General features: G+C 63.5%; 23 protein-coding genes. 12 read left to right on the top strand and 11 right to left on the bottom strand.

Going from position 1 to position 21,937, the window contains the following annotated elements; all coding sequences use genetic code 11:
- Nucleotides 1-192: 192 nt before the first annotated feature.
- Nucleotides 193-618: a DUF3775 domain-containing protein gene (locus JN279_RS13260; protein WP_096449186.1), complete on the bottom strand. Its 426-nt coding sequence runs from the start codon at nt 616-618 to the stop codon at nt 193-195.
- 143 nt (nt 619-761) lie between these two features.
- On the opposite strand from JN279_RS13260, the gene JN279_RS13265 reads away from it, so the two are divergent.
- Entirely contained in the window at nt 762-1,298 is a 537-nt protein-coding gene (locus JN279_RS13265) for a tetratricopeptide repeat protein (protein ID WP_095201798.1), read from the top strand.
- Here JN279_RS13265 and JN279_RS13270 read toward each other — a convergent pair whose 3' ends face one another.
- Nucleotides 1,299-1,574: a hypothetical protein gene (locus tag JN279_RS13270; RefSeq protein WP_202352977.1), complete on the bottom strand. Its 276-nt coding sequence runs from the start codon at nt 1,572-1,574 to the stop codon at nt 1,299-1,301. It abuts the gene before it with no gap.
- Here JN279_RS13270 and greA point away from each other — a divergent pair.
- Entirely contained in the window at nt 1,573-2,046 is a 474-nt protein-coding gene (gene greA, locus JN279_RS13275) for a transcription elongation factor GreA (protein ID WP_008877613.1), read from the top strand. The two genes, JN279_RS13270 and greA, sit on opposite strands and share 2 nt — an antisense overlap.
- Before the next feature lie 139 nt (nt 2,047-2,185).
- Here the strand turns inward: greA and waaC are convergent, their stop codons facing one another.
- The 3 genes from waaC to rfaD are packed head-to-tail and all read right to left on the bottom strand — an operon-like array spanning nt 2,186 to nt 5,087.
- Nucleotides 2,186-3,160: a lipopolysaccharide heptosyltransferase I gene (waaC, locus tag JN279_RS13280; RefSeq protein ID WP_096449184.1), complete on the bottom strand. Its 975-nt coding sequence runs from the start codon at nt 3,158-3,160 to the stop codon at nt 2,186-2,188.
- Complete coding sequence (gene waaF, locus JN279_RS13285; protein ID WP_096449182.1) at nt 3,157-4,164, bottom strand: lipopolysaccharide heptosyltransferase II; 1,008 nt, start codon at nt 4,162-4,164, stop codon at nt 3,157-3,159. The genes waaC and waaF overlap by 4 nt, the downstream gene beginning before the upstream one ends.
- Nucleotides 4,137-5,087 carry an ADP-glyceromanno-heptose 6-epimerase gene (gene rfaD, locus JN279_RS13290; RefSeq protein WP_096457736.1) on the bottom strand — a complete coding sequence of 317 codons (951 nt, stop codon included), beginning with the start codon at nt 5,085-5,087 and terminating at the stop codon, nt 4,137-4,139. Before rfaD ends, waaF begins: the two co-directional genes overlap by 28 nt.
- A gap of 142 nt (nt 5,088-5,229) precedes the next feature.
- On the opposite strand from rfaD, the gene JN279_RS13295 reads away from it, so the two are divergent.
- The 6 genes from JN279_RS13295 to gmhB all read left to right on the top strand — a co-directional run bounded on the left by JN279_RS13295 (nt 5,230) and on the right by gmhB (nt 9,387).
- A complete protein-coding gene (locus JN279_RS13295) occupies nt 5,230-5,466 on the top strand; it encodes a type II toxin-antitoxin system Phd/YefM family antitoxin (RefSeq protein ID WP_096449180.1) in 237 nt (78 codons plus the stop codon).
- Complete coding sequence (locus JN279_RS13300; RefSeq protein WP_342216371.1) at nt 5,459-5,872, top strand: hypothetical protein; 414 nt, start codon at nt 5,459-5,461, stop codon at nt 5,870-5,872. The genes JN279_RS13295 and JN279_RS13300 overlap by 8 nt, the downstream gene beginning before the upstream one ends.
- A 28-nt stretch (nt 5,873-5,900) precedes the next feature.
- The gene (locus JN279_RS13305) at nt 5,901-6,533 is read left to right on the top strand and encodes a LysE family translocator (protein ID WP_096449178.1); all 633 of its coding nucleotides are present in this window, start codon (nt 5,901-5,903) and stop codon (nt 6,531-6,533) included.
- Nucleotides 6,534-6,670: 137 nt separating this feature from the next.
- On the top strand, nt 6,671-8,161 hold the full coding sequence (rfaE1, locus tag JN279_RS13310; protein WP_096449176.1) for a D-glycero-beta-D-manno-heptose-7-phosphate kinase: 1,491 nt from the start codon (nt 6,671-6,673) through the stop codon (nt 8,159-8,161).
- A gap of 7 nt (nt 8,162-8,168) precedes the next feature.
- Nucleotides 8,169-8,741, top strand: a complete 573-nt coding sequence (locus JN279_RS13315; protein ID WP_096449174.1) for a D-sedoheptulose-7-phosphate isomerase — start codon at nt 8,169-8,171, stop codon at nt 8,739-8,741.
- Nucleotides 8,734-9,387, top strand: coding sequence for a D-glycero-beta-D-manno-heptose 1,7-bisphosphate 7-phosphatase (gene gmhB, locus JN279_RS13320; protein WP_096449172.1), 654 nt, complete (start codon nt 8,734-8,736; stop codon nt 9,385-9,387). Before JN279_RS13315 ends, gmhB begins: the two co-directional genes overlap by 8 nt.
- A 15-nt stretch (nt 9,388-9,402) precedes the next feature.
- Here gmhB and JN279_RS13325 read toward each other — a convergent pair whose 3' ends face one another.
- Both JN279_RS13325 and JN279_RS13330 read right to left on the bottom strand, forming a co-directional pair.
- Nucleotides 9,403-10,197, bottom strand: coding sequence for a glycosyltransferase family 2 protein (locus JN279_RS13325; protein ID WP_096449170.1), 795 nt, complete (start codon nt 10,195-10,197; stop codon nt 9,403-9,405).
- Between the two features lie 335 nt (nt 10,198-10,532).
- Nucleotides 10,533-11,012 carry an Lrp/AsnC family transcriptional regulator gene (locus JN279_RS13330; RefSeq protein ID WP_096449168.1) on the bottom strand — a complete coding sequence of 160 codons (480 nt, stop codon included), beginning with the start codon at nt 11,010-11,012 and terminating at the stop codon, nt 10,533-10,535.
- A gap of 255 nt (nt 11,013-11,267) precedes the next feature.
- Here JN279_RS13330 and trxB point away from each other — a divergent pair, with 255 nt between their 5' ends.
- Nucleotides 11,268-12,242 carry a thioredoxin-disulfide reductase gene (trxB, locus tag JN279_RS13335; protein ID WP_096449166.1) on the top strand — a complete coding sequence of 325 codons (975 nt, stop codon included), beginning with the start codon at nt 11,268-11,270 and terminating at the stop codon, nt 12,240-12,242.
- A gap of 90 nt (nt 12,243-12,332) precedes the next feature.
- Nucleotides 12,333-13,229 (top strand): LysR family transcriptional regulator, encoded by an 897-nt coding sequence (locus tag JN279_RS13340; RefSeq protein ID WP_095201789.1) that lies wholly within the window; start codon nt 12,333-12,335, stop codon nt 13,227-13,229.
- 37 nt (nt 13,230-13,266) lie between these two features.
- On the opposite strand, the gene JN279_RS13345 is transcribed toward JN279_RS13340, so the two are convergent.
- From JN279_RS13345 to JN279_RS13355, 3 genes are all read right to left on the bottom strand, one after another.
- Nucleotides 13,267-13,767, bottom strand: a complete 501-nt coding sequence (locus JN279_RS13345) for a methyltransferase family protein (RefSeq protein ID WP_096449164.1) — start codon at nt 13,765-13,767, stop codon at nt 13,267-13,269.
- An 874-nt stretch (nt 13,768-14,641) separates the two neighbouring features.
- Nucleotides 14,642-16,696, bottom strand: coding sequence for an elongation factor G (locus JN279_RS13350; protein WP_202352979.1), 2,055 nt, complete (start codon nt 16,694-16,696; stop codon nt 14,642-14,644).
- Between the two features lie 201 nt (nt 16,697-16,897).
- Nucleotides 16,898-18,427 carry a putative bifunctional diguanylate cyclase/phosphodiesterase gene (locus tag JN279_RS13355; protein ID WP_202352980.1) on the bottom strand — a complete coding sequence of 510 codons (1,530 nt, stop codon included), beginning with the start codon at nt 18,425-18,427 and terminating at the stop codon, nt 16,898-16,900.
- Between the two features lie 219 nt (nt 18,428-18,646).
- On the opposite strand from JN279_RS13355, the gene JN279_RS13360 reads away from it, so the two are divergent.
- Together JN279_RS13360 and JN279_RS13365 are read left to right on the top strand one after the other, a co-directional pair.
- Complete coding sequence (locus JN279_RS13360) at nt 18,647-19,042, top strand: (R)-mandelonitrile lyase (RefSeq protein WP_096457730.1); 396 nt, start codon at nt 18,647-18,649, stop codon at nt 19,040-19,042.
- Between the two features lie 24 nt (nt 19,043-19,066).
- On the top strand, nt 19,067-20,584 hold the full coding sequence (locus JN279_RS13365) for an MFS transporter (protein ID WP_202352981.1): 1,518 nt from the start codon (nt 19,067-19,069) through the stop codon (nt 20,582-20,584).
- A 65-nt stretch (nt 20,585-20,649) separates the two neighbouring features.
- Here JN279_RS13365 and JN279_RS13370 read toward each other — a convergent pair whose 3' ends face one another.
- On the bottom strand, nt 20,650-21,852 hold the full coding sequence (locus JN279_RS13370; protein ID WP_202352982.1) for a pyridoxal phosphate-dependent aminotransferase: 1,203 nt from the start codon (nt 21,850-21,852) through the stop codon (nt 20,650-20,652).
- Nucleotides 21,853-21,937: the final 85 nt, after the last annotated feature.

The following is a 21,937-nucleotide window of genomic DNA, read 5'->3' on the forward strand; positions in this document are numbered from 1 at the left end:
GGATAGCGGCTGGTAATGCCTGTGACGATGTCTGGCGTCGGCCGGCGTCGCCAGCAGGACCGCAGCCGCCAGAGGCAGCGCCAAGGTGCAAAGTCGTGAAAAGCTCAGCGTTGCCATCGCTCCGAAACGGCGCCGGCATGCCGAAGTTGCTTGGACAGACGCTTTCCCCGATCACAATCGGTTACCGCAGCGTTACGCGCCGATCGCTTCGAGGCCTTCCTCCAGCCAGTCGGCGAGCAGCGGCATGCCAAGCAGGTACTTGGCCGTGCGCTTGTTGGCGCGTTCGCGCGCCGCCGTCACGGCATCCACCCATTCCGCGGCGTCATAATCGCCGCGACCGACCCATGCGAGCGCGACCAGTTCGGCGGCTTCATCGACATTGAGGTCATTGATCAGCTCGCGCAGTTCTTCCTCGGTCAGGTTTTCCGAACTTTCCTCGGCGAGGCCGTCATGGTGATGATTGTCGTGCGTGTCGCCGTCGAATTCGATCTCGTGTTCGGCGCCGTCGGCATAGTCCTCGTTGACGGCGGCACTCAGCGCCTTGGCCTTGAGGATAAACAGGCGCACGGTGTCGGGGCCGATCGAGAGTTCCCAGTCCTTTTCAAGCCGCCGCTGCACGGGCCGTCTCCGTCAGTCGTTTGCCGGATGATAGCGGATTTCAGGCATCCGTCACCTGATGTTCTCCACCCCTGCTTTTTTCCGGGATGAAACGCGGAGCGCTTGGCGTTAGTGTTCTATTCTCACCCCTCAAGGAGGCTTCGATGCATAAAAGAATGCTGATCCAGGCGGCGACTGCTCTTGTCGCGCTGCAGTTCTTCGCCGTCCCGGTGTTCGCGGCGGGCAGTAGCGGTGGCAGCGATGCGACCGTCACCCAGTGCAAGAAGGGAGAGGTCTGGGACAAGAAGAAGAAAAAGTGTGTCGCACCTCAGGAAGGCATGCTGGACGACGACAGCATCTATGATGCAGGCCATGCGCTGGCGATGGCCGGGCGCTATGACGAGGCGATCTCGGTGCTCACCCTTGCCGCCAACAAGCAGGATCCGCGCATTCTCAACTATCTCGGCTATTCGCACCGCCATTCCGGTCGTGTCACCGTCGGCCTCGGCTATTACGAGGAAGCGCTGCGCATCGATCCCAATTACACGCTGGTGCGTGAATATCTCGGCGAGGCGCATCTGCAGATCGGCGATCTCGCCGGCGCCCAGCAGCAACTGATGGAGATCGAGAAGCGCACCGGCAAGGGATCGCGCGAATACGGCATGCTGTCCGAGCAGATCGACCATTTCATGCGGAGCTGATCAGGCCCCCCAAGATTTGCCGAAGCGGCCGCGAGCAATCGCGGCCGTTTTTTCATTGCCTCCTGCCTCATTAGCCGCCTCCTCTGGTGAAAGCGGGGATGATTTTTGCAAAACCGCTTTTTTGGGCGTGAAAAACCCGCGAAGATTGCTATATTGGGGCAAATTGCGGTGAAACGGTTCCGTTAGCCCGAGGCTGCCGGACCGTTTTCTTTTTGTACCCAACGACAAGGCCTCCCCCGGAACGCGGGGGTGGCGGCAGGAAAGGTCAGGCATCATGAACAAGGTCCCGATGACAGGCGAGGGGTTCGCGTCATTGAAGGAAGAACTGCGTTGGCGCCAGCAGGAAGAGCGGCCGCGCATCATCGAGGCGATCTCCGAGGCGCGCTCGCATGGCGACCTGTCCGAAAATGCCGAATATCATGCCGCCAAGGAGGCGCAGAGCCTCAATGAGGGCCGGGTCAACGAGCTCGAGGATCTGATCGCGCGCGCCGAGGTGATCGACGTCACCAAGCTCAGCGGCGACAAGGTCAAGTTCGGCGCCACCGTCGTGCTGGTTGACGAGGACACCGAGGAAAAGAAGACCTACCAGATCGTCGGCGACCAGGAAGCCGACGTGAAGTCCGGCCGTATCTCGATCTCCTCGCCGATTGCACGGGCGCTGATCGGCAAGGAAGTCGGCGACGCCATCGAGGTCAATGCGCCGGGCGGTGCCAGGGGCTATGAGATCGTCCAGGTGCAGTTCATCTAGGACCTTTTGATAATTCTACTCTGGCGGCCGACTAGCGCGGTTTTCTGCGCTTCCGGTGCTCACGTACTTTAAAGTACGCTCCGCTCCGGTTCTCGAAAACCACGCTATTCGACTCGCCAGAGCGAATTCTGAAAAGGTCCTAAGCCGGTGCCTGCGGTTTAAGAGCGAGCAGCCTCTCTGCCTCCGCCACGACCTCAGCCGGCGTCACGCGTCCACCAGGTGCGGCCAGCAGCGTCGACGCATAGGGCCCGCGCGGGCCGGTCAAACCTGGCTCGGTCGCCAAGAACACCGCGACCGTTGGCAGGCCAAAGGCGCTGGCGAGGTGGGTCAATCCCGTGTCGGCACCGATGACCAGCGTCGAGCGGCCGAGGATGGCGGCGATGTCGGCCAGTGGGGACTTTGGCACCACGACCGTGGATGGCACGGCCCTGGCGATGGCTTCGGCGACAGACTTCTCACGCTCGTTCGACCATGTGGTGACCGGAACCATACCGCGCTCGACCAGCAGGCGGGCGGTTCCGATCCAGTCTTCGACAGGCCATTTCTTGTCCTCGCGGCTGGTGCCGTGCAGCAGGAAGGCGGTTTTTCCGGTGATGCCGGTCAGGGTGCCGGGTGGCGGCACGATGCCTGAAGCGAGCGTCGACAGATCGGGCTGATAGCCAAGCGCCAGCCCGAACAGCCGCCGTGTCCGTTCGATGGCGTGCAGGTCGCGGGGCACGCCGTAGGTGACGTCGTAGAACAGCGTTGCAGAGGGTTCGCGCGCGCTCGAGCGGTCGAAGCCGGCGATCGGCGCACCCGCCTGGCGCGCCACCAGGGCCGATTTCAGCAAGCCCTGCGCATCGATGACCAGATCGTAGCGGCATTCGCGCAAGGTGCGGCGCAGCGCGGCCGCTTCGCGCCAGGTGCCCCCCTTGAACAGCGCCTTGCGCCAGCGCCGGATGGCTACCGTGTGGATCCCTGCGATCGCCGGGTGCAGCGCGACAATGCCGGCGAACGCCTCTTCGACGCACCAGTCGAAGGACACGTCCGGCCGGTGGAGGCTGGCATCCTCGACGGCCGGAAAGGTGTGGATGACATCGCCCATCGACGATGTCTTGACGATCAGGACCTTCATGCCGCGGCCGAAAGTTCCAGCAGCCGGTCCGCCGCCGCCGCGACCTGCCCGACTTGCAATGTCTTTAGGCAGTTGAAATGGCCGAGTGGGCAAACTTTCTGGTGGCAGGGCGAACAGGAGAGGTGCAGCCAGACCAGTTCGCGGCGCTCCGCCAGCGGCGGCGTGTTCTCAGGCGAGGTCGAGCCGTAGACGGCGACGATCGGCGTGCCGACGCCTGCCGCGACATGCATCAACCCGCTGTCGTTGGACACAGCCAGCCTTGCCGCCGCGATCAGGTCGATGGCATCCTCCAGCCGCGTCTGGCCGGCGAGGTCGATGACGCCAGGGGCAAGGGCCGCGATTTCCGCGGTGACGTCGCGGTCGTTCTTCGAACCGAACAGGGCGACTTTCAGACCCTTATTGATGAATTCGCGGGCAAGACCGGCATAGCTTTCGCTCGGCCAACGCTTGGCCGGGCCGAATTCGGCGCCAGGCATTAACGCCGCGAATTTCCCTGGCGCCAGCCCGAAACGGTCGAGCAAAGTGGCCTGGTTGCCGGCATCCACGGTCAGGTGGGGCGCGCGGAAACTGCCGCCCTTGGCGAGGCTAAAATAGGCCTGCGCGGTGCGCCGTTTCACGGCGTCCGGCAGCGGTACGATGTCGGTCAAAAGGCCATAGCGCATTTCGCGCAGATGGCCGAAACGACGCGGAATGCGGGCAAAGAACGGAATCAGCGCCGATTTCCAGCTGCCCGGCAGGATATAGGCCATGTCATAGCGGCCGCGCAGCAGGCGGCCGAAACGGCGGCGAATGGTGAATTCGAGCGCGCCGGGCTTCAGCGGCAAGTCGATCTGCTGGCGGATTTCGGGCATGCGTTTGACCAGCGGTGCGGCCCAGGCGGGCGCCAGCACGTCGATCGCGGCGTTGGGATGGAGCTCCTTCAGCGCCGAGAACAGGCACTGCGCCATCACCATGTCGCCCACCCAGCGTGGGCCGATCACGAGGATCGTTGGGCTTTCAGCCATTCGACATAGTCTCTGACACCGGTTTCGACTGTCCGGAATTGGCCATTATAACCGGCCGCGCGCAAACGGGACATATCAGCTTGCGTGAAGCTCTGGTAGCTGCCCTTGAGGTGGTCGGGGAAGGGGATGAATTCGATCTCGCCCTTGCCCAGCGTGTCGATGACGGTTTCGGCGATGGCGCGGAAGGGCTGGGCGCGGCCGGTGCCGCAGTTGAAGATGCCGCTCGAGCCGCGTTTCCACAGCCACAGATTGACGTCGGCGACATCGCCGACATGGATGAAATCGCGGCTCTGCTCGCCCGGTCCGAAGCCATCATAGGCGCCGAACAGTTTCGGATTTTCGCCGCGCTCGACCTGGTTGAACAGATGGAAGGCGACGGAGGCCATGGCGCCCTTGTGCGCCTCGCGCGGGCCATAGACGTTGAAGTAGCGCAGGCCGGCGACCTGCGAATGATCGGTATCGAAGACGGTGCGCCTGACATAGTCGTCGAACAGTTTCTTCGAATAGGCATAGACGTTGAGCGGCCGCTCGAGCGCCGGATCCTCGCGAAACTCCGAACCGCCGCCGTAGACGGAGGCGGAGGAGGCGTAGAGGAAGGGCACGCGCAGCGCCTGGCAGGCATGCAGCAGCCGCTTCGAATAAGCAAAATTCAGCTCCATCATGAACTTGCCGTTCCACTCCGTGGTGGTCGAGCAGGCGCCCTGGTGGAACACCGCCTCGATGCGGCCGAGCCCCCCGGCCTCGATGCGTGGCAGGAATTCATCCTTGTCGAGATAGTCGGCTATTTTCAGATCGGCGAGATTGGCGATCTTGTGGCCGTCTGTGAGATCGTCGACGACCAGGATGTCGTCATGGCCCTCGGCGTTGAGCGCGGCGACGATGTTGGAGCCGATCATGCCGGCGCCGCCCGTGACGATGATCATGAAGGCCTCTGGTTGCTTGCGATTCCGGTCCTTATAAGGGAGCCCAGCCGGGCTGTCGACAAAGCAGGTGCTCGCTCCGTCTCGCCCTTTCAAGCTTGTCTGTTTTATCCATTTTGTCTATAATGGGCAGAACGGAGCGCCCATGAAACACTATCCATCGACGGATCTGAAACAGAACCTTGGAGACGTGCTTGCGGCCGCCAGCCAGCAGCCCGTATCCATCACGCGTCACAACAAGCCGAGATACGTCCTGATGAGCATCGAGGCTTACGAGGCTCGCTTCGTCAATGACAGCCGCCGCGCTTACGCGGCCAAGGACGCCCCGTCCGAACATGTCGAGATGCTCGAGGAATACTCAGCGGAATTGGACCGTGATTAAACCGGTCGCCGCGGACGTCTGGCGATATCCATATCTGTGGCACCGCCAACATGGAGACGGCGAGACCGAAGGTCGCAAGACACGACCTGTCGCCTTCGTGGCTGTCCTTCCCGGGAAAGCCGGCGGCACTAATGTCTTTATCCTTGCAATCACTTCAACGCAGCCCGGCCGCGATCGCATCGCTGTTGGCGTTCCGGAAATTGAACGCCGCCGTGCCGGCCTTGACCCTATCCCCCTTTGGGTCATAGTCGACGAGTACAACCACGATATCCTGGAATCTTCAGCCTATTTCGAACCCGGTGCGCGCATCGGCGCATTCAGTCCGTCGTTCCACAAGAAAGTCATGTCCGCTTTCATCGCGGTTGTCCGCGCAGGCCAATCCAAAGCTATCCCACGGGCTGACTGAACGGCCTGCAGGGCACAAGGGGCAAAAAATGCCGTCGACCGAATTGCTCATCGCGTTTTTCGCCACCACGGCGATCTTCGCCTATATCCCCGGTCCCGCCATGCTTTATGCCGCGGCGCAGACGATGGCGCGCGGGCGCTGGTCGGGACTGACGGCGGCACTTGGCATCCATCTCGGCGGCTATGTTCATGTCTTTGCCGCTGCTGCCGGCCTGTCGGTGCTGTTCCATGCGGTGCCGCCGCTCTACATGGCGATCAAGCTGGTCGGCGCGCTCTATCTGATCTGGCTCGGCGTCTCGCTGTTCCGCAAGCGCGTGGAGGGCGACGTGGCACTGCCCACGATCGAGCGGAAATCGGCTCGGCGAGCCTTTTTCGAGAGCATCACCGTCGAGGTGCTCAACCCCAAGACGGCGATCTTCTTCATGGCGTTCCTGCCGCAGTTCATCGATGCCTCGGCGGCGCTTCCGGTCTGGCTGCAATTCGTGGTGCTGGGAACCATCGTCAATTTGATGTTCTCCTCGGCCGACATTGTCTGCGTGTTCCTGGCCGGCCTGGTGATCGGGCGGCTGCGGCGTTCGAGCCGGGCGCAGCGCTTGATGCAGCGGGCGGGCGGCGCGGTGCTGGTCGGGCTCGGCGTTCACGTTGCGCTGCAGAAGAGCTGACCGCTCGCAGTGTGCCGGTCCTGTGCTGCCGTTGCGCTGCGTGGATTTGCGGTATATCGGCAGGCATGACGATCCGGCCCGTAAATTGACAATTTTCAGCACGACACAGATCAGCCTTTCCACACATTGCCAGTGACATGATCAAGCACAATCCGCCTTCTCCCGAACCCTTGCACCGCGCCATTGCGCGCTTTGGCGGCGTCACCGTGCTGGTGGTCGGCGACCTCATCCTCGACCGCTTCGTCAACGGCGTCATCGAGCGGATTTCGCCGGAGGCGCCGATCCCGGTGCTGCATGGGCGTAGCGAGACCTCGGCCATGGGCGGCGCCGGCAATGTCGTGGCCAACATCGTCTCGCTTGGCGCGCGAGCCATTCCGGTTTCGGTGATCGGTACGGACACGGCCGGCGACAGCCTGGTGCGCATGCTCGGCGAGCTTGGCGCCGAGACAGCGGGGCTTTCGCAGCAGCGCGGCCGCATGACCTCCTCGAAGAGCCGGTTCAGCGCGCTCAACCAGCAGGTGCTGCGCTTCGACGAGGAAGAGGTCAAGCCGCTGGACGAGGCTGAGCGGGCAGGGCTGATCCGGCATTTCCGCACCGCACTGACGGGAGCCGACATCGTCATCCTGTCCGATTACGGCAAGGGCATCCTGCTCGACGGCGTCGCCGCCGAACTGATCGCCATCTGCCGCGAGGCGGGCAAGCCGGTGCTGGTCGACCCTAAGGGTCGCGACTATGCCCGTTATGCCGGCGCGACGGCCATCACACCCAACCGCAAGGAACTTGGCGAGGCTGTCGGCCATGCGGTCTTCGCCGATGACGAGATCGTTGCCGCAGCCCGCGAACTGATTTCGGCGCATGGCTTCGACTTCGTCGTCGCCACCCGTAGCGAAAAGGGCATGAGCGTGGTCGGGCCGGATGAGGCGCGCCACATCGCCACCCAGGCGCGCGAAGTGTTCGACGTTTCGGGCGCCGGCGATACTGTCATCGCGACCTTCGCGCTGGCGCTCGCATCGGGCGCTGATCCGGTCGCGGCGGCCTCGATCGCCAATGCCGCCGGCGGCGTCGTTGTGGGGAAACGCGGCACCGCGCGGCTGACGGTCGAGGAACTCACCGGCGCGCTGTTTCGCTCGCACGGACCGACCGCCCACAAGGATGCCATCCTCGATGCGGCATCGGCCGCGCGCATGGTGGCGGCCTGGAAGGAAGAGGGCCTGAGCGTCGGCTTCACCAATGGCTGTTTCGACATATTGCATGCCGGCCATGTCAGCCTGCTGCACGCGGCGCGCAGCCAGTGCGATCGGCTGGTGCTTGGCTTGAACAGCGATGCCTCGGTGCGGCGGCTGAAAGGGCCGGGCCGTCCGGTCAACGACCAGCATGATCGCGCCTGCGTGCTCGCCGCCCTGGCCTCGGTGGATGCCGTCGTGGTGTTCGAGGAGGATACGCCTCTGGCGCTGATCGAGGCGCTTTTGCCCGACATTCTGGTCAAGGGCGCGGATTACACGATCGACACAGTGGTCGGCGCCGATGTCGTGCAGAAGGCCGGCGGGCGCGTCGTGCTGGTCGATCTCGTCGCCGGCAAGAGCACCACCGGCACCATCGGCAAATTGCGCGCTGGCTCTACAAGCTGAGGTTTTGATGTCTGAACTGAACGACTATCTGGTCCGCTCGGCGGCCGCGATCACGGCGATGGTCGAGCGCGACCTGACAGGCGAGATGGAGCGGGCGGCGAGCGCCGTGGTGGCGGCACTTTCATCGGGCAAGGCCTTGCTGATCGCCGGCAATGGCGGTTCGGCCAGCGATGCCATCCACATAGCCGGCGAACTGGTTGGCCGCTTCCTCAAGGAGCGCAAGGCCTACAATGTCATCGCGCTGCCGGCCAATGCCGCGGTGCTGACCGCCTGGGGCAATGATTACGGCTTCGACACGGTGTTCTCGCGCCAGGTCGAGGCGCATGGCTCGGCGGGCGGCGTGCTTCTGGCGATCTCGACCAGCGGTAATTCGCCAAGCATCCTCGCCGCCGCCGAACAGGCGCGGATGATGGAGATGACGGTGATCGGCCTGACCGGCGACACCGGCGGCAAGTTGAAGCCGCTTTGCGATATCCTGCTCAACGTGCCCTCGACCTCGACACCGATCATCCAGCAGGGGCATCTTTGCCTCTACCATCATCTCTGCGAAGTGGTCGAAGCGCGCCTGTCGAATGGCTGACGGGAAGGGGACGCCACATCCGCTGACCGAGCCGGGCGTATGGATCGAGCGGATCGGCGAGCGGGTTTTCCCGCGGCACCTGCCGGCGCTGTTCCTCGACCGTGACGGCACCATCAATGTCGATACCGACTATCCCAGCGACCCGGCCGAGATCGAACTCAGGCCGCAGATGCTGCCGGCGATCGCGGCCGCCAACCGGGTCGGGATTCCGGTTGTCGTGGTCACCAACCAGTCCGGCATCGCGCGCGGCTATTTCGGCTGGAGCGCCTTTGCGGCGGTGAACGGCCGCGTGCTCGAGCTGTTGGGCGATCAGGGCGTGTCTGTCGACATGGTGCTTGCCTGCGCCTACCACGAGGCCGGTGTCGGACCGCTCGCCGTTGCCGATCATCCGATGCGCAAACCCAATCCGGGCATGCTGATCGAGGCGGGCAAACGCCTCGATCTCGATTTACAGCGCTCCCTGATCGTCGGCGACAAGCTGGCCGACATGCGGGCGGGAAAGCGCGCTGGCCTGGCACAGGGCTGGCTGGTCGACGGCGAGGCGGCGGTTCAACCCGGCTTCGCCATCAGGCGTTTGCAAGACGGTGATGACGTCGTCGGTCTCATCACCGCCATTGAAACGCTCGGCCGGGACTACAGGTGCTGATCCAGGCCTGACGGCTCATACGGGATCGTTGCGTTCCGAGGCCTCGTAGAGTTTTGCCTCGGTGGCGAAGGAATAGATCATCACCGACATCGAGTAGACGAAGCCGTGCCGGCCGCACAGGAAGTAGCGCTTTGCCAGGTAGAATTTCAGGAAGTTGCCGAACGGCGACAGCACCAGCCGCACCAGGCCGGGCTTCTTGCCCTTCTCGACCAGCGTGACGGCCTTGAGGCCGGAATAGGCGTTGGCCCGGGCAAGATCCTCCTCGACCGATATTTCGCGGCGATGCAGCAGGACGCCCTCTTCGATCGTGCCGGTCTCGCCCGGCACGTGGAAGGCTTCGTGCACCCGCGCGGTGAGATCCATGGTGGCGCCTTCCCGGCGGAAGAGCCGCATCAGCCTGTTGTGCAGCACCCAGCGATGCGCGTAGCCATAGCCCTTCAGCCAATCGCGGCGGCGGATGTACCATCCGTTGATCTTGTTGTCGGCCGCCTGCGTGATGGCCACGATCGACTGCCGCAGCTGGTCGTCGACGCGCTCGTCCGGGTCGATCGAAAGACACCAGGGCTGGGTGGCATGGTCGAGCGAGAATTGCCGCTGACGCGGAAAACCCGGCCAGTCATTGTGCAGCAGCCTTATCGGGTAGCCCTTGGCGATATAGCTTTCCACGCATTCGACGGTGCCGTCGGTCGAACCGGAATCAACGATGATGATCTCGGCGCAGAAGTCGATGCTTTCCAGGCACGGGCCGATCATATCGGCCTCGTTCACGCAGATGATAAGCGCCGAGACCGGGCTTGCAAATCGAGTCATGGTCCCCTTCCCATGGCGGGCCGCCCCCAGAGCAACGCTGCTTTCGCCATCTATTCCAAGCAATTCCGAGCGAAAACCGTTACACACTTTTTCAGGAATTGCTTAAGAAACCAAGCAGGCGGCGAAGTCCGGCAGAGCCGTCCAGCCTTGTACATTAGCGTCTGTCAAACACCAACGCGGCGCCGGTGTGGCGAAGGTCGGGAATTCGGCGGCACACCGGCGTTCGCGCGGCCTCAGAGCAATTCCAGGAAAAGTGTGAAACGGTTTTCCGTCCGGAATTGCGTCAAAACAAAGAGATAGAGCGGTTCGCCGTTTCCGTGAAACGGTGAAACGCTCTAGGCGCGCTCGAAGGAGACCAGGCCTTCATCCTTGACCCGGCGGATGGTGAGCGCGGTGCGCACCGTGTCGACATTCGGCGTCGAGGTCAATTCCTCGATGACGAAGGTCTGGAAGGCGCCGAGGTCGCTTGCCACGCAATGCAGCAGGAAATCGGATTCGCCCGAGACCATCCAGGCATCGCGCACGATCGGCCAGCCGCGTGTGCGCTCGGCGAAGGTGCGCAGCTCCGCATCGGCCTGGTGGTGCAGCCCGACCAGGCAGAAGGCGACGACATCGAGGCCGAGCGCAGGCGCATTGAGCAGCGCACGGTAGCCGCGGATGATGCCGGCTTCCTCCAGCCGCTTGACCCGGCGCAGGCAGGGCGGCGCCGAAATGCCGACGCGGTTCGACAATTCGACATTGGTCATGCGCCCGTCGGCCTGCAACTCGCGCAGGATCTTCCAGTCGATGGCGTCGAGGTCGGCTTTTAGGGGCATGGCTGTCTAAGCTCGGCGCAAGAATCTTTCGCAATTTTGTAATTAAACGACTTTTGTGTTGGCGCCAGCCCTCATCAACGCGATTTTTGAACGGTAACGAAAGCGGCGATCATGCGAATAACCGCTTGGGCCGAAGCTTTCCGGGGACGACGGCCCCTTCGTCTTGCTGGCGTGGTTGGCAACCCTTACATTAGGCGCGACATTTCACGCTATTCCCCAAGGCACACCCGATTGTCTGCCCCGCAGAGGTTCTAGATGACCACCAAGCACGCGCCCGTTCTCATCATCGGTTCCGGTCCGGCCGGCTATACGGCGGCGGTCTATGCCGCCCGCGCCATGCTGAAGCCGATGCTGGTCGCCGGCCTGCAGCAGGGCGGCCAGCTGATGATCACCACCGATGTCGAGAACTACCCCGGTTTCGCCGACCCGATCCAGGGGCCGTGGCTGATGGAGCAGATGCTCAAGCAGGCCGAGCATGTCGGCACCGACATCATCAACGACATCATCACCGAGGTCGACCTCAACGTGCGGCCGTTCCGCGCCAAGGGCGATTCCGGCACGACTTATACCGCCGACGCGCTGATCATCGCCACCGGCGCGCAAGCCAAGTGGCTGGGCATTCCGACCGAGCAGGATTTCATGGGCTTCGGCGTCTCTGCCTGTGCCACCTGCGACGGCTTCTTCTATCGCGGCAAGGATGTCGCGGTGGTCGGCGGCGGCAATTCGGCGGTGGAGGAGGCGCTCTATCTGTCGAATCTCGCCAAGAGCGTCACGGTCATCCATCGGCGCAGCGACTTCCGCGCCGAGCGCATCCTGCGCGAGCGGCTGCTGAAAAAGGAGAATGTCCGCGTCATCTGGGACACGGTGGTCGACGAGATCACCGGCCGCCCGGGCAAGGCGCCGCTGCCGCCTTCAGTCGAAGGGCTGAAGCTCAAGCATGCGGTGACTGGCGCCGAGACGCATCTCAAGGTCGACGGCGTGTTCGTGGCGATCGGCCATGCACCGGCGGTCGAGCTGTTCGCGGGCAAGCTGAAGCAGAAGCCGAACGGTTACCTGTGGACGGCGCCGGATTCGACCCGCACTGATGTGCCCGGCGTGTTCGCGGCCGGCGATGTGACCGACGATGTCTACCGCCAGGCGGTGACGGCTGCGGGGCTCGGCTGCATGGCCGCGCTGGAAGCGGAAAAGTATCTGGCCGGTATCGAGGTGCATCGCGAAGCAGCGGAATAGGCCGCTTGCAAAACTGTTAAAAAAACGGCTTAGAAACGCCGTGTAAAAGCCTGATTTTTCATTCAGACGCCAAACAGAACGAGGGGAATCATGGCGTTGGACTGGGACAAGCTACGCGTGTTTCACGCTGCGGCGGAAGCGGGGTCGTTTACGCACGCGGCCGAGACATTGCATCTGTCGCAATCGGCGATATCGCGGCAGGTCAGTGCGCTCGAGCATGATGTCGGCGTGCCGCTGTTCAACCGCCATGCGCGTGGCCTGGTGCTGACCGAACAGGGCGAGATGCTGTTCCGCACGGCGCATGACGTGCTGATGAAGCTCGAGACCATCAAGTCGCGTCTGACCGAGACCAAGGACCGGCCCTCCGGCGTGCTTCGCGTGACGACGACCGTCGGCCTCGGCGCCGGCTGGCTGACCGAACGGGTGCAGGAGTTCATCGAGCTCTATCCCGAGATCAGCCTACAGCTGATCCTCGCCAATGAGGAACTCGACCTCACCATGCGCCAGGCCGACTGCGCCATCCGGCTGCGCCAGCCGCAGCAGCCGGACCTGATCCAGCGCCGCCTGTTCACCGTGCATTTCCACCTCTACGCAGCACCCGCCTATGTCGCCAAGCACGGTAAGCCGGCCTCGGTCTCGGAGCTTAGAAACCATCGCATCGTCACCTTCGGCCTGCCGGTGCCGTCGCATCTGTCGGAGTTGAACTGGCTGGAGACGGTCGGCGATTTCGAGGGCGGCCAACGCGTGCCGTCGCTGCAGATCAACGACATCTTGTCGATCAAGCGCGCGGTGCAGGGCGGTGCCGGCATCGCCATGCTGCCCGACTACGTGATCAACAAGGATTCCGGTCTGGTGCAGCTTTTGCCGGAAACCGAGGTGCCGTCCTTCGACACCTATTTCGCCTATCCCGACGCGATGAAGAACCAGGCGAAGCTGCACGTGTTTCGCGACTTCATCATTGCGAAAGCCAGAAGCTGGTCTTTCTAGTCCAAGCGGATCATCGGCAGCGCTGCTGGGTTGCGATCTATTCGCCCCGCCAGGGTGTCAGGCGCGGCAGCCAGCCGGGGACATTGCGGCGGTAGGTTTCATAGTCGGCGCCGTAGCGGCTGGCGAGCGTCGGCTCCTCATAGAGCCTGACGAAGGAGCCCATGACAGCAGCGCCGATGACGGCATAGGCGACGAGCGTCCAGCTCGAGAACAGCAGCGCCTGGCCGAGGATGATCGACAGCACGGCGACATACATGGGGTTGCGGACATGGCGGTAGATGCCGCTGATCACGAGCTTCTCCGTCGGCGCGACGGGGGCAGGCGTGCCCAGCCCCTCGAGCGCGAAGCGGGCGAAGGCATGCAGCAGCACCGCGGTCGCGGCGACGATGAGACCGCCGCCGGCAAGGACAAAGCCCGGCACGGTGGACCACGGCAAGCCCCAGCGATCGCTGAGCAGCCAGGGAACAAGTCCGGCAACCACACCCGGCGCTGCGATCAGGAAAACGCCGCTGCCGGCAATCGCTGAAAAAGGACGCATTGGCTGTTTCCCGCCTGGCTGCCTCAGAATTGAACGGCCGCTGCCTGATTCCAAGTCATCAGGTGTTTTTCGGCTTTTTGGAGCAAAATCGGCCGGGAATGACGTTTTCATGACGACAAAGGCCCGGCAGCGCGCTCCGTTTTGACGATTCTGCTGGTCCTATTGGCTTCCGGAATGGATTAGACCACAGCCTGCGTCTTTTTGCATGCGTGTGTTGCAAAATAGATGCTTGTTTCTTGGGCATGAAGAGCAGATATATAGATCATCTCCTGGGCGCGTTCTCCTCCCATTAGCGCCCTCGAGTGTTCCCCTCTGGAGGTTAGCCTTAACAGGCACTTCCAATCAAACTCAGCCGGATCTTCGTTGATCCGGCTTTTTTGTTGCCCGAACCCTGCTGCGATGGCCGGAGATTTCATCAGAATTGCCGCGTAACAGTGTCATGTAACCTCTGGTAACATGACAACGATGCGTTCCGCTGCTATGAAGACGCTAGGACGCGGTGTGGTTCGGACGGGAGATGGGGGCATCACTCGTACGGCCCGGGCTCAGGCGGCTACCGCGTCCGAACCTTTTCCGCCGAAGCGCGGCGACTGTACATGCGGCGGACCTGCCGTTCCCCTCCCAAGAAAACGGTCCGCAAACAAAACGGCGTCCGGCCCCCCCGGGCGTCGTTTTTGGTCTTTATGCAAGTTGCTGTCCCAAGGCCGCAGCTGACTTTCGGGCGAGACGCATAGTCCCGCTGCGTCATAAACTTCGACAATCCTCAACGTTGGCGCTGCCCCCTCACTGTCCTGTCCGCCCTGCGCAGCAGCTGCGGAGGACGGACCTGGTATCTCTCCCCGTAAAACGGGGAGAGAGTGGCTAATCGGCGAAATCAGGCGGCCTTGCCGTTGGCGTTCATCGCTTCGTCGGCGAGGCGGCCGGTGAGTTCAGCCATGTGGTCAAAGGCGGCGCGGTAGCTGGCGACGCCCGCGGTCGCCGAGCGGAGCTCGATGATCAGATCGCCGATCTCGGCCTGCGGCATGGTTGCCTCGACGACATCCCAGCCCGGCCAGCCGGGCCGCGCGTCATAGCCGAGGATCTGGCCACGCCGCTGCGGGATCAGCGCAATGATCTTCGAGGTGGCGTCCGACGGCGTGACGATCTCGACCTTCATCACCGGCTCCAGCAGCACCGGCGAGCAGGCGGCCATGCCTTCCTTCATCGCCAGCTTGGCCGCCATCTGGAAGGCCATGTCGGAGGAATCGACCGCATGGTAGGAGCCGTCCGACAGGTTGACGGCGACGTCGACGACGGGGAAGCCGAGCGGACCGGACTTCAGATAGTCGCGCACGCCGGTTTCGACCGACTGGATGTAGGTCTTCGGCACGACGCCGCCGGTGATGGTGTCGGTGAACTGGAAGCCGGTGCCGCGCGGCAGCGGCTTGATCTCGATCACCACATCGCCGAACTGGCCATGGCCGCCCGACTGCTTCTTGTGGCGGCCGCGCTGCTGCGCCGGTTTGCGGATCGTCTCGCGATAGGGCACGGCCGGCGCGTGACCTTCGACGGAGATCTGGTTCTTGCCCTCCAGCCGCTCGCGCACGACGCGCAGATGCATCTCGCCATGGCCGGACAGCACCGTCTCGGCCGAGTCCTGGTTGTGGCGCAGGCTGAGCGAGGGATCTTCCTCCGCCAGCCGCTGGATGGCGGCCGACATCTTGACCTCGTCCTTGCGCTCCTTCGGCCGCAGCGCGAAAGCGAAGACCGGCTGCGGTGGCTCGAAGGTGAACAGCTGTTTGGTGCCGCCCTTGGCCGAGGTCAGCGTCTGGCCGGTCTTGACCTCGTCCAACTTGCCCAGCGCGACGGTGTCACCGGCCTTGGCGGCGGTGAGCTTGAACTGGTCCTTGCCGAGCATCTTGTAGATGCCGGAAACCTTCGCCGTGTCGCCGCCACCGGGCAGCCAGAGTTCCGAGCCGTCGGCGACCTGGCCGGACAGGATGCGCGACACCGACAGCTTGCCGCCATGCGGCGTGTGGATGGTCTTTATCACCTGGACCACGGTGGCGCCGCCGTCTTGGGCGCCAAGCCGCTTGCGGGTCGCCTCGATGTCGGGCGCGTCGTGGCGGATCGCCTTCAGGAGGCGCAGCACGCCGTTGCCTTTCTCGGCGGTGCCGATCAGCACCGGCGTCACGACGCCTTCGCGCAGGTCGGCGGCGAGGTCGTCGAAGATCGCGTCCTTCGGCGGCTCGATCTCCTCGAGCAATTGTTCCATCAACTGGTCGTCATGGTCGGCCAGGGTTTCCAGCATGGAGAAGCGCGCTTCCAGTTCGCGCGCCTTGTCGTCGCCGGGTATTTCAGCCACTTCGCTTTCGGCATATTCGCGGTAGATGTAGGCGCGCTCCAGCGCCAGATCGATCGAGCCGATGACGACGCCGTCCTTGCGCAGCGGAATCTGGCGCAGCAGGAGCGGCACCGAGCTTGCCGGCTGCAGCATCTTCAGCGTGTCGCGCACGCCTGCAATCGCCTTGTCGACCTTGTTGAGGAACAGGATGCGCGGCACGCCGAGATCGTCGAGCTTGCGCATGATGAGCTGCAAAGCAGGGATCTTCTTTTCATCGGCCTCGGCGACGACCACCGCGAGATCGCAGGCGGCCAGCACCGGTTCGGCCTCAAAGGAGAATTCGATCGAGCCGGGACAATCGACAAAGGTGATCTGCTCGCCCATGAAATCGGTGGTGGCGATGGTCGCCTCGACGCTCATGGCGTGGGCGCGCGCTTCCGGCGAATGATCCGAGACGGTGCTGCCTGATGAAACGGGATTTTGTCGGGGGATGGCGCCCGTACGGGCCAATATGGCTTCGAGAAGTGTCGTCTTACCGCTTGCAAAGGGACCGACTATGGCAATGCATTTCGGTCCCGTGCGTCGTCCTCCGGCGCGAGTACCCATGGCTGACCTCCACTCAGGCGTTTCCCTAGGGACCGACTGGCTTGCATGGTTCAGGCGTGGTCAATCGGTCCTGAGCGGCGGCCGGCCTGTTCGACCGTCGCGGGCGGGGTTCTTTTTCATGTCGCCACCTGCCCTGATGCATCGTCCCACTTGTTTGCCGGCAGGGCAAGGAAAATAGAAATCCGCTGCCGTGCGACGGCCTCAGGCGCTCAGCGCCATGGGTTCGGCATTGATCGCGCGCAAGGGGGCGACCTTGTCGCGCGGCGCCGGCCTGCCAAGGAAATAGCCCTGAAAGCGGTTGCAGCCGGCGGCCTTGGCCAGCGCGAATTCTTCCTGCGTCTCGACGCCTTCCGCCACGATGGTGACGTCCTGGATGCGGGCGATCTGCGCCAGTGCCGAAACGAATATCTGCGCCACTTGGTCATGGGCGAGGCTGCGTATGTAGGAACGGTCGATCTTGATGCTGTCGATGGGCAGAGTTTTCAGATAGTTGAAGCCGCAATGGCCGGTGCCGAAATCGTCGAGCGCGATGTGGAAGCCGAGGCCGCGCAGCGCTTCGAGGCGCCGCAGGATTTCCGGCGTGGCGGCGGTCGCCACCGTCTCGGTAATCTCGATGATGAACTGTGTTGCCGAACGGCCGGTTTCCCTCAGCACACGGTCGCACATGGTGACGATCTCGTCGCGCTTGAGCTGCTCGCCGGAGACGTTGATCGAGATGCGGCGCCCGGGGAAATGGCCAATATCGGCGCAAGCCCGTTTGAACACCCATTCGCCGAGCATGTCGATCAGCGTCGAGCGTTCGGCGATGGGGATGAACTCGGCCGGCGAGATCAGCCCACGAACCGGATGACGCCAGCGGATCAGCCCTTCAAACGCACAGGCCGACCCGTCCGGGTTGACGATCGGCTGGTAGTGCAGTTCGAGCTCGCCGAGATAGACCGCCGCGCGCAACTCCCGCTCGACCAGGCGCCGGTAGCGCTTGTCGGACAGCATCTCCTCGTCGAACACGGTGACGCGGCCCCGGCCCGCCGCCTTGCTTTCATAGAGCGCCAGGTCGGCAACCAGCATCAGTTCCGCCGTGTTGGAGGCATGCGCCGGCGCCAGCGCCACGCCGACCGAGATGGAGAGCGGAATGGTCTTGCCTTCATGGGATTTGCCGGCCCGCATTGTGTCGAGCAATTGCCTGATGTCCTTGTTGATGGGGGCGAGGTCGCTGTGTGGAATGATGACGCCGAATTCGTCGCCGCCCAGCCGCCCGACCATGCCGCCGGCAAAGATGCGTTCCGATGTCTTGACCAGATGCACCAGAGCGAGGTCGCCGAACTGGTGCCCGAACGTGTCGTTGAGCTGCTTGAAGTGATCGACGTCGATCAACAGCAATGTCGCCTCGCGCCGGTCGCGCATGGTGCCCAGGCTGTCGCGCAGCGCTTCGAGGAAATAGCGCCTTGTCATCGCCCCGGTCATGACGTCCCTGGTCAGGAAATGATGTTTCTCGGCCTCGACCGCCGCCGCCGAATGCAAGCGATGGACGATGCTGCTGCGCATGTACATCAATGCCAGCAAGGCGAGACCAGTGGCCAGGATCGAGATGGCAAAGGCGCCGTCCGAGGGCAGGTTCCGCGAGATGTCCAAGGCGCCGAGTGCGGCCGCGCCGATGCTGAGTAGAAGCAGGGCCTGGATGCCGCGATAGATCCGGCCGCTATGATCCTTGATCGTCGCCAGTATGCTCATCCGCCAGCCCCCGCAATGCAGGCTCACGGCTAGTGGTGAGCCGTTAAAAAGACATTGAATTCGCGCTGTGCCGCCATGCGGGAAAGGTTCATGGTTAAGGAGAAAAAACCGCTTCTTCGCCCAGGCATCGCAAACCGTCGGTTGCGCCTGACATGATATCGGCCGAGAATGCATTTTGCCTCGACGAGGGGCCTTCACCACCAGTTTCAGGGTCAGACGATGAAGATCATTGCTTGCGGCAGCGTGCCGACCATCATAGCGCCGGAAAAATACTTCACCGGCCGGGTCCTGCAGACGCCGATCATCGAGGCGGAGGCGCCGGCGCGGCTGAGAGCGACACTGGTCAGCTTCGAGCCGGGCGCGCGCACCAACTGGCACACGCATCCGCTCGGCCAGACGCTCTATGTCACCTCGGGCTCCGGGCTTGCCCAGACATGGGACGGCCCAATCCAGCAGATCAGGGCCGGCGACGTGATCTGGTTCGCGCCCGGCGAGAAGCACTGGCATGGTGCCGGGCCGAAATCCGCGATGACGCATATCGCCATGCAGGAAGCGCTCGACGGCGTCCATGCCGACTGGCTGGAAGCGGTTTCCGGCGAACAGTATGGCAGTTGAGCCTAGCCGCCTGCAGAAATCATCATGCCAAAGAACCGCCTGCCGCTGGTCGCCGCCGTCTATCTCGGCTCGTTCGTCGCTCTGCTCGACGTCAGTATCGTCAATGTCGCGCTGCCGACCATCCAGCAGGCGTTGCACACCGATTTCGGCGGTCTGCAATGGGTGGTCGATGCCTATACGCTCTGCCTGTCGGCCTTCATGCTGTCGTCGGGGCTGATCGGTGACCGCTATGGCCGCAAGCGCTCATGGCTAGCCGGTGTCGGCATCTTCGTCGCTGGTTCGCTGATCTGCGCCGTCGCACCCAATTTGCCGGCGCTACTCGCCGGCCGGGTGGTGCAAGGCATTGCCGGGTCGCTGCTCATTCCGGGTGCGCTGTCGATCCTGACGCAGGCCTTCCCCGATCCGCGCGAGCGGGCCGGCGTCATCGGCGGCTGGGCCTCGTTCGCCGCCGTTTCGCTGGTCGTCGGCCCGGTGCTGGGCGGCATATTGGTGCAAACGGTCGGCTGGCAGAGCATCTTCCTGATCAATTTGCCGCTTGGCCTTTTCACCATTGCGCTCGGTGCTGCTTCGATCGGGGAGACGGCGCATCCCGAACATGCCCATCTCGATCTTGTCGGCCTGGCGCTCTCGATCCTGTGGCTCGGCGCGCTGACCTTCGGCCTGATCTCGGCCGGCGAGAGCGGCTGGGGCGATGCCTGGACCATCACGGCCATCATTGCCGGTGTCGTTGGCCTGGCGATCTTCCTGGGCTTCGAGTCGCGCACGCCACGGCCCATGCTGCCGCTCGGCCTGTTCCGCGACGTGCGCTTTGCCGTCGCCAACGTCGCCTCGTTCGCGCTCGGCTTCACCTCCTACACCAGCGTCTTCTTCTTCTCGATGTTCCTGCAGCAGGCGCAGGGCTGGTCGCCGACGCAGACCGGCCTGCGCATGGCGCCGGCCTTCCTTGTCCAGATCGTGGTGTCGCCGTGGATCGGCCGGCTGAGCGCCCGCTATGGGCATTCGCTCCTGATGACGGCGGGCTATGTGCTGATCGGGCTTTCGATGCTCGGCATGTGCTGGGCCGGGCCGTCGACGCCATACGCAGTGCTGTGCGCCCTGTTCGCCATCAGCGGTCTCGGCAACTCGCTGGCGATCCCGACCGGCAGTGCCGCCGCCATGTCCTACGCGCCACGCGAACGCTCGGGCATGGTGTCGGCGGTCATCAACGCCACCCGCCAGAGCGGACTGGCCATCGGGATCGCCTTGCTCGGTGCCTTGATGAGCATGCGGGCGACCAGCCTGCTGACCGGATATCTCGATGATGCCAATGTGCCCAATGCCGAAGCCGTGGCGCGTGCGGCCATCTCACGGCATGATTTCACAACCGATGCGGCAATCGGCGAGGGGGGCGTGCACCAGCTCTTCGCCACCGCCTATGCCGGCGGCTTCCACGCCGCCATGCTGACAGCGGCGATTGCCGCGTTCCTCACCGCGGCTTTGCTGATCGTGGTTCTCGCGCCGGCCGAAGCGCGTTCGGCCAGGCAGGCCAAGCAGCAGGCGTGAGGGGCCTCCAACAAAAAACCCGGCGATGATGGCGCCGGGTTCTTTCTGTCTTCAGATTGATCCGATCAGGTCAGCGATGCCGTAAAACGCTGGATGCGCGTGCAGGCTTCCTCCAGCAGCGCGTCCGAGGTGGCGTAGGAGATGCGGAAGTTGGGGCCGAGGCCGAAGGCCGAGCCGAACACCACCGCCACGCCTTCCGCCTCGAGCAGTTCCGAGCAGAAGGCCTCGTCGGTGTCGATCACCTTGCCGGCCTTGGTCTTCTTGCCGATCAACTGGGCGCAGGATGGATAGACATAGAAGGCGCCTTCCGGCGACGGGCATGTAATGCCGCGCGCCTGGTTGAGCATCGACACGACAAGGTCGCGTCGGCCCTGGAAGATCGCCTTGTTTTTGGCGATGAAGTCCTGCGGGCCGTTGAGCGCCTCGACGGAAGCCCATTGCGCGATGGTGCAGGCGCCGGAGGTCTGCTGGCCCTGGATCATGTCCATCGCCTTGATCAGCTGGACGGGGCCGGCGGCATAGCCGATGCGCCAGCCGGTCATGGCATAGGCTTTCGACACGCCGTTCATGGTCAGCGTGCGCTCGTAGAGCTTCGGCTCGACCTCGGCGATGGTCTTGAAGACGAAGTCGCCATAGGTCAGGTGCTCGTACATGTCGTCGGTCAGCGTCCAGACATGCGGATGCTTCAACAGCACATCGGCCAGCGCGCGCAGTTCGGCTTCCGTGTAGGCCGCACCCGACGGGTTGGACGGCGAGTTCATCAGCAGCCATTTGGTCTTCGGCGTGATCGCCTTCTCCAGCACCTCAGCCGTCAGCTTGAAGCCATTGTCGATCGAGGTGTCGGCGAACACCGACGTGCCGCCGCAGATCGCCACCATTTCGGGATAGCTGACCCAGTAGGGGCGGGGGATGATGACTTCGTCGCCGGCGTTCAGCGTCGCCATGAAGGCGTTGAACAGGATCTGCTTGCCGCCGGTGCCGACGATGGTCTGCTCAGGCTTGTAGTCGAGATTGTTCTCGCGCTTGAACTTTTTCGCGATCGCCTCGCGCAGCGGCACGATGCCCGACACCGGCGGATACTTGGTCTCGCCACGGCGGATTGCCTCGATCGCCGCGTTCTTGATGTTGTCGGGCGTGTCGAAGTCCGGCTCGCCGGCGCCGAGGCCGATAATGTCACGGCCGGCATTCTTCAGCTCGCGGGCTTTCTGCGTCACCGCGATGGTGGCGGAAGGCTTTACGCGGGAAAGGGTGTCGGCAAGAAAGGCCATGACCTCTGTCTCTCCTTGAGAAGATCGGCGCGGCCAGGAGCGGCCGCGGCGCTTCTCATGTCGCATGATTTCGCCCAGTGCAAGC

This window comes from Mesorhizobium sp. 113-1-2, assembly GCF_016756475.1.
Classification (GTDB): domain Bacteria; phylum Pseudomonadota; class Alphaproteobacteria; order Rhizobiales; family Rhizobiaceae; genus Mesorhizobium; species Mesorhizobium loti_C.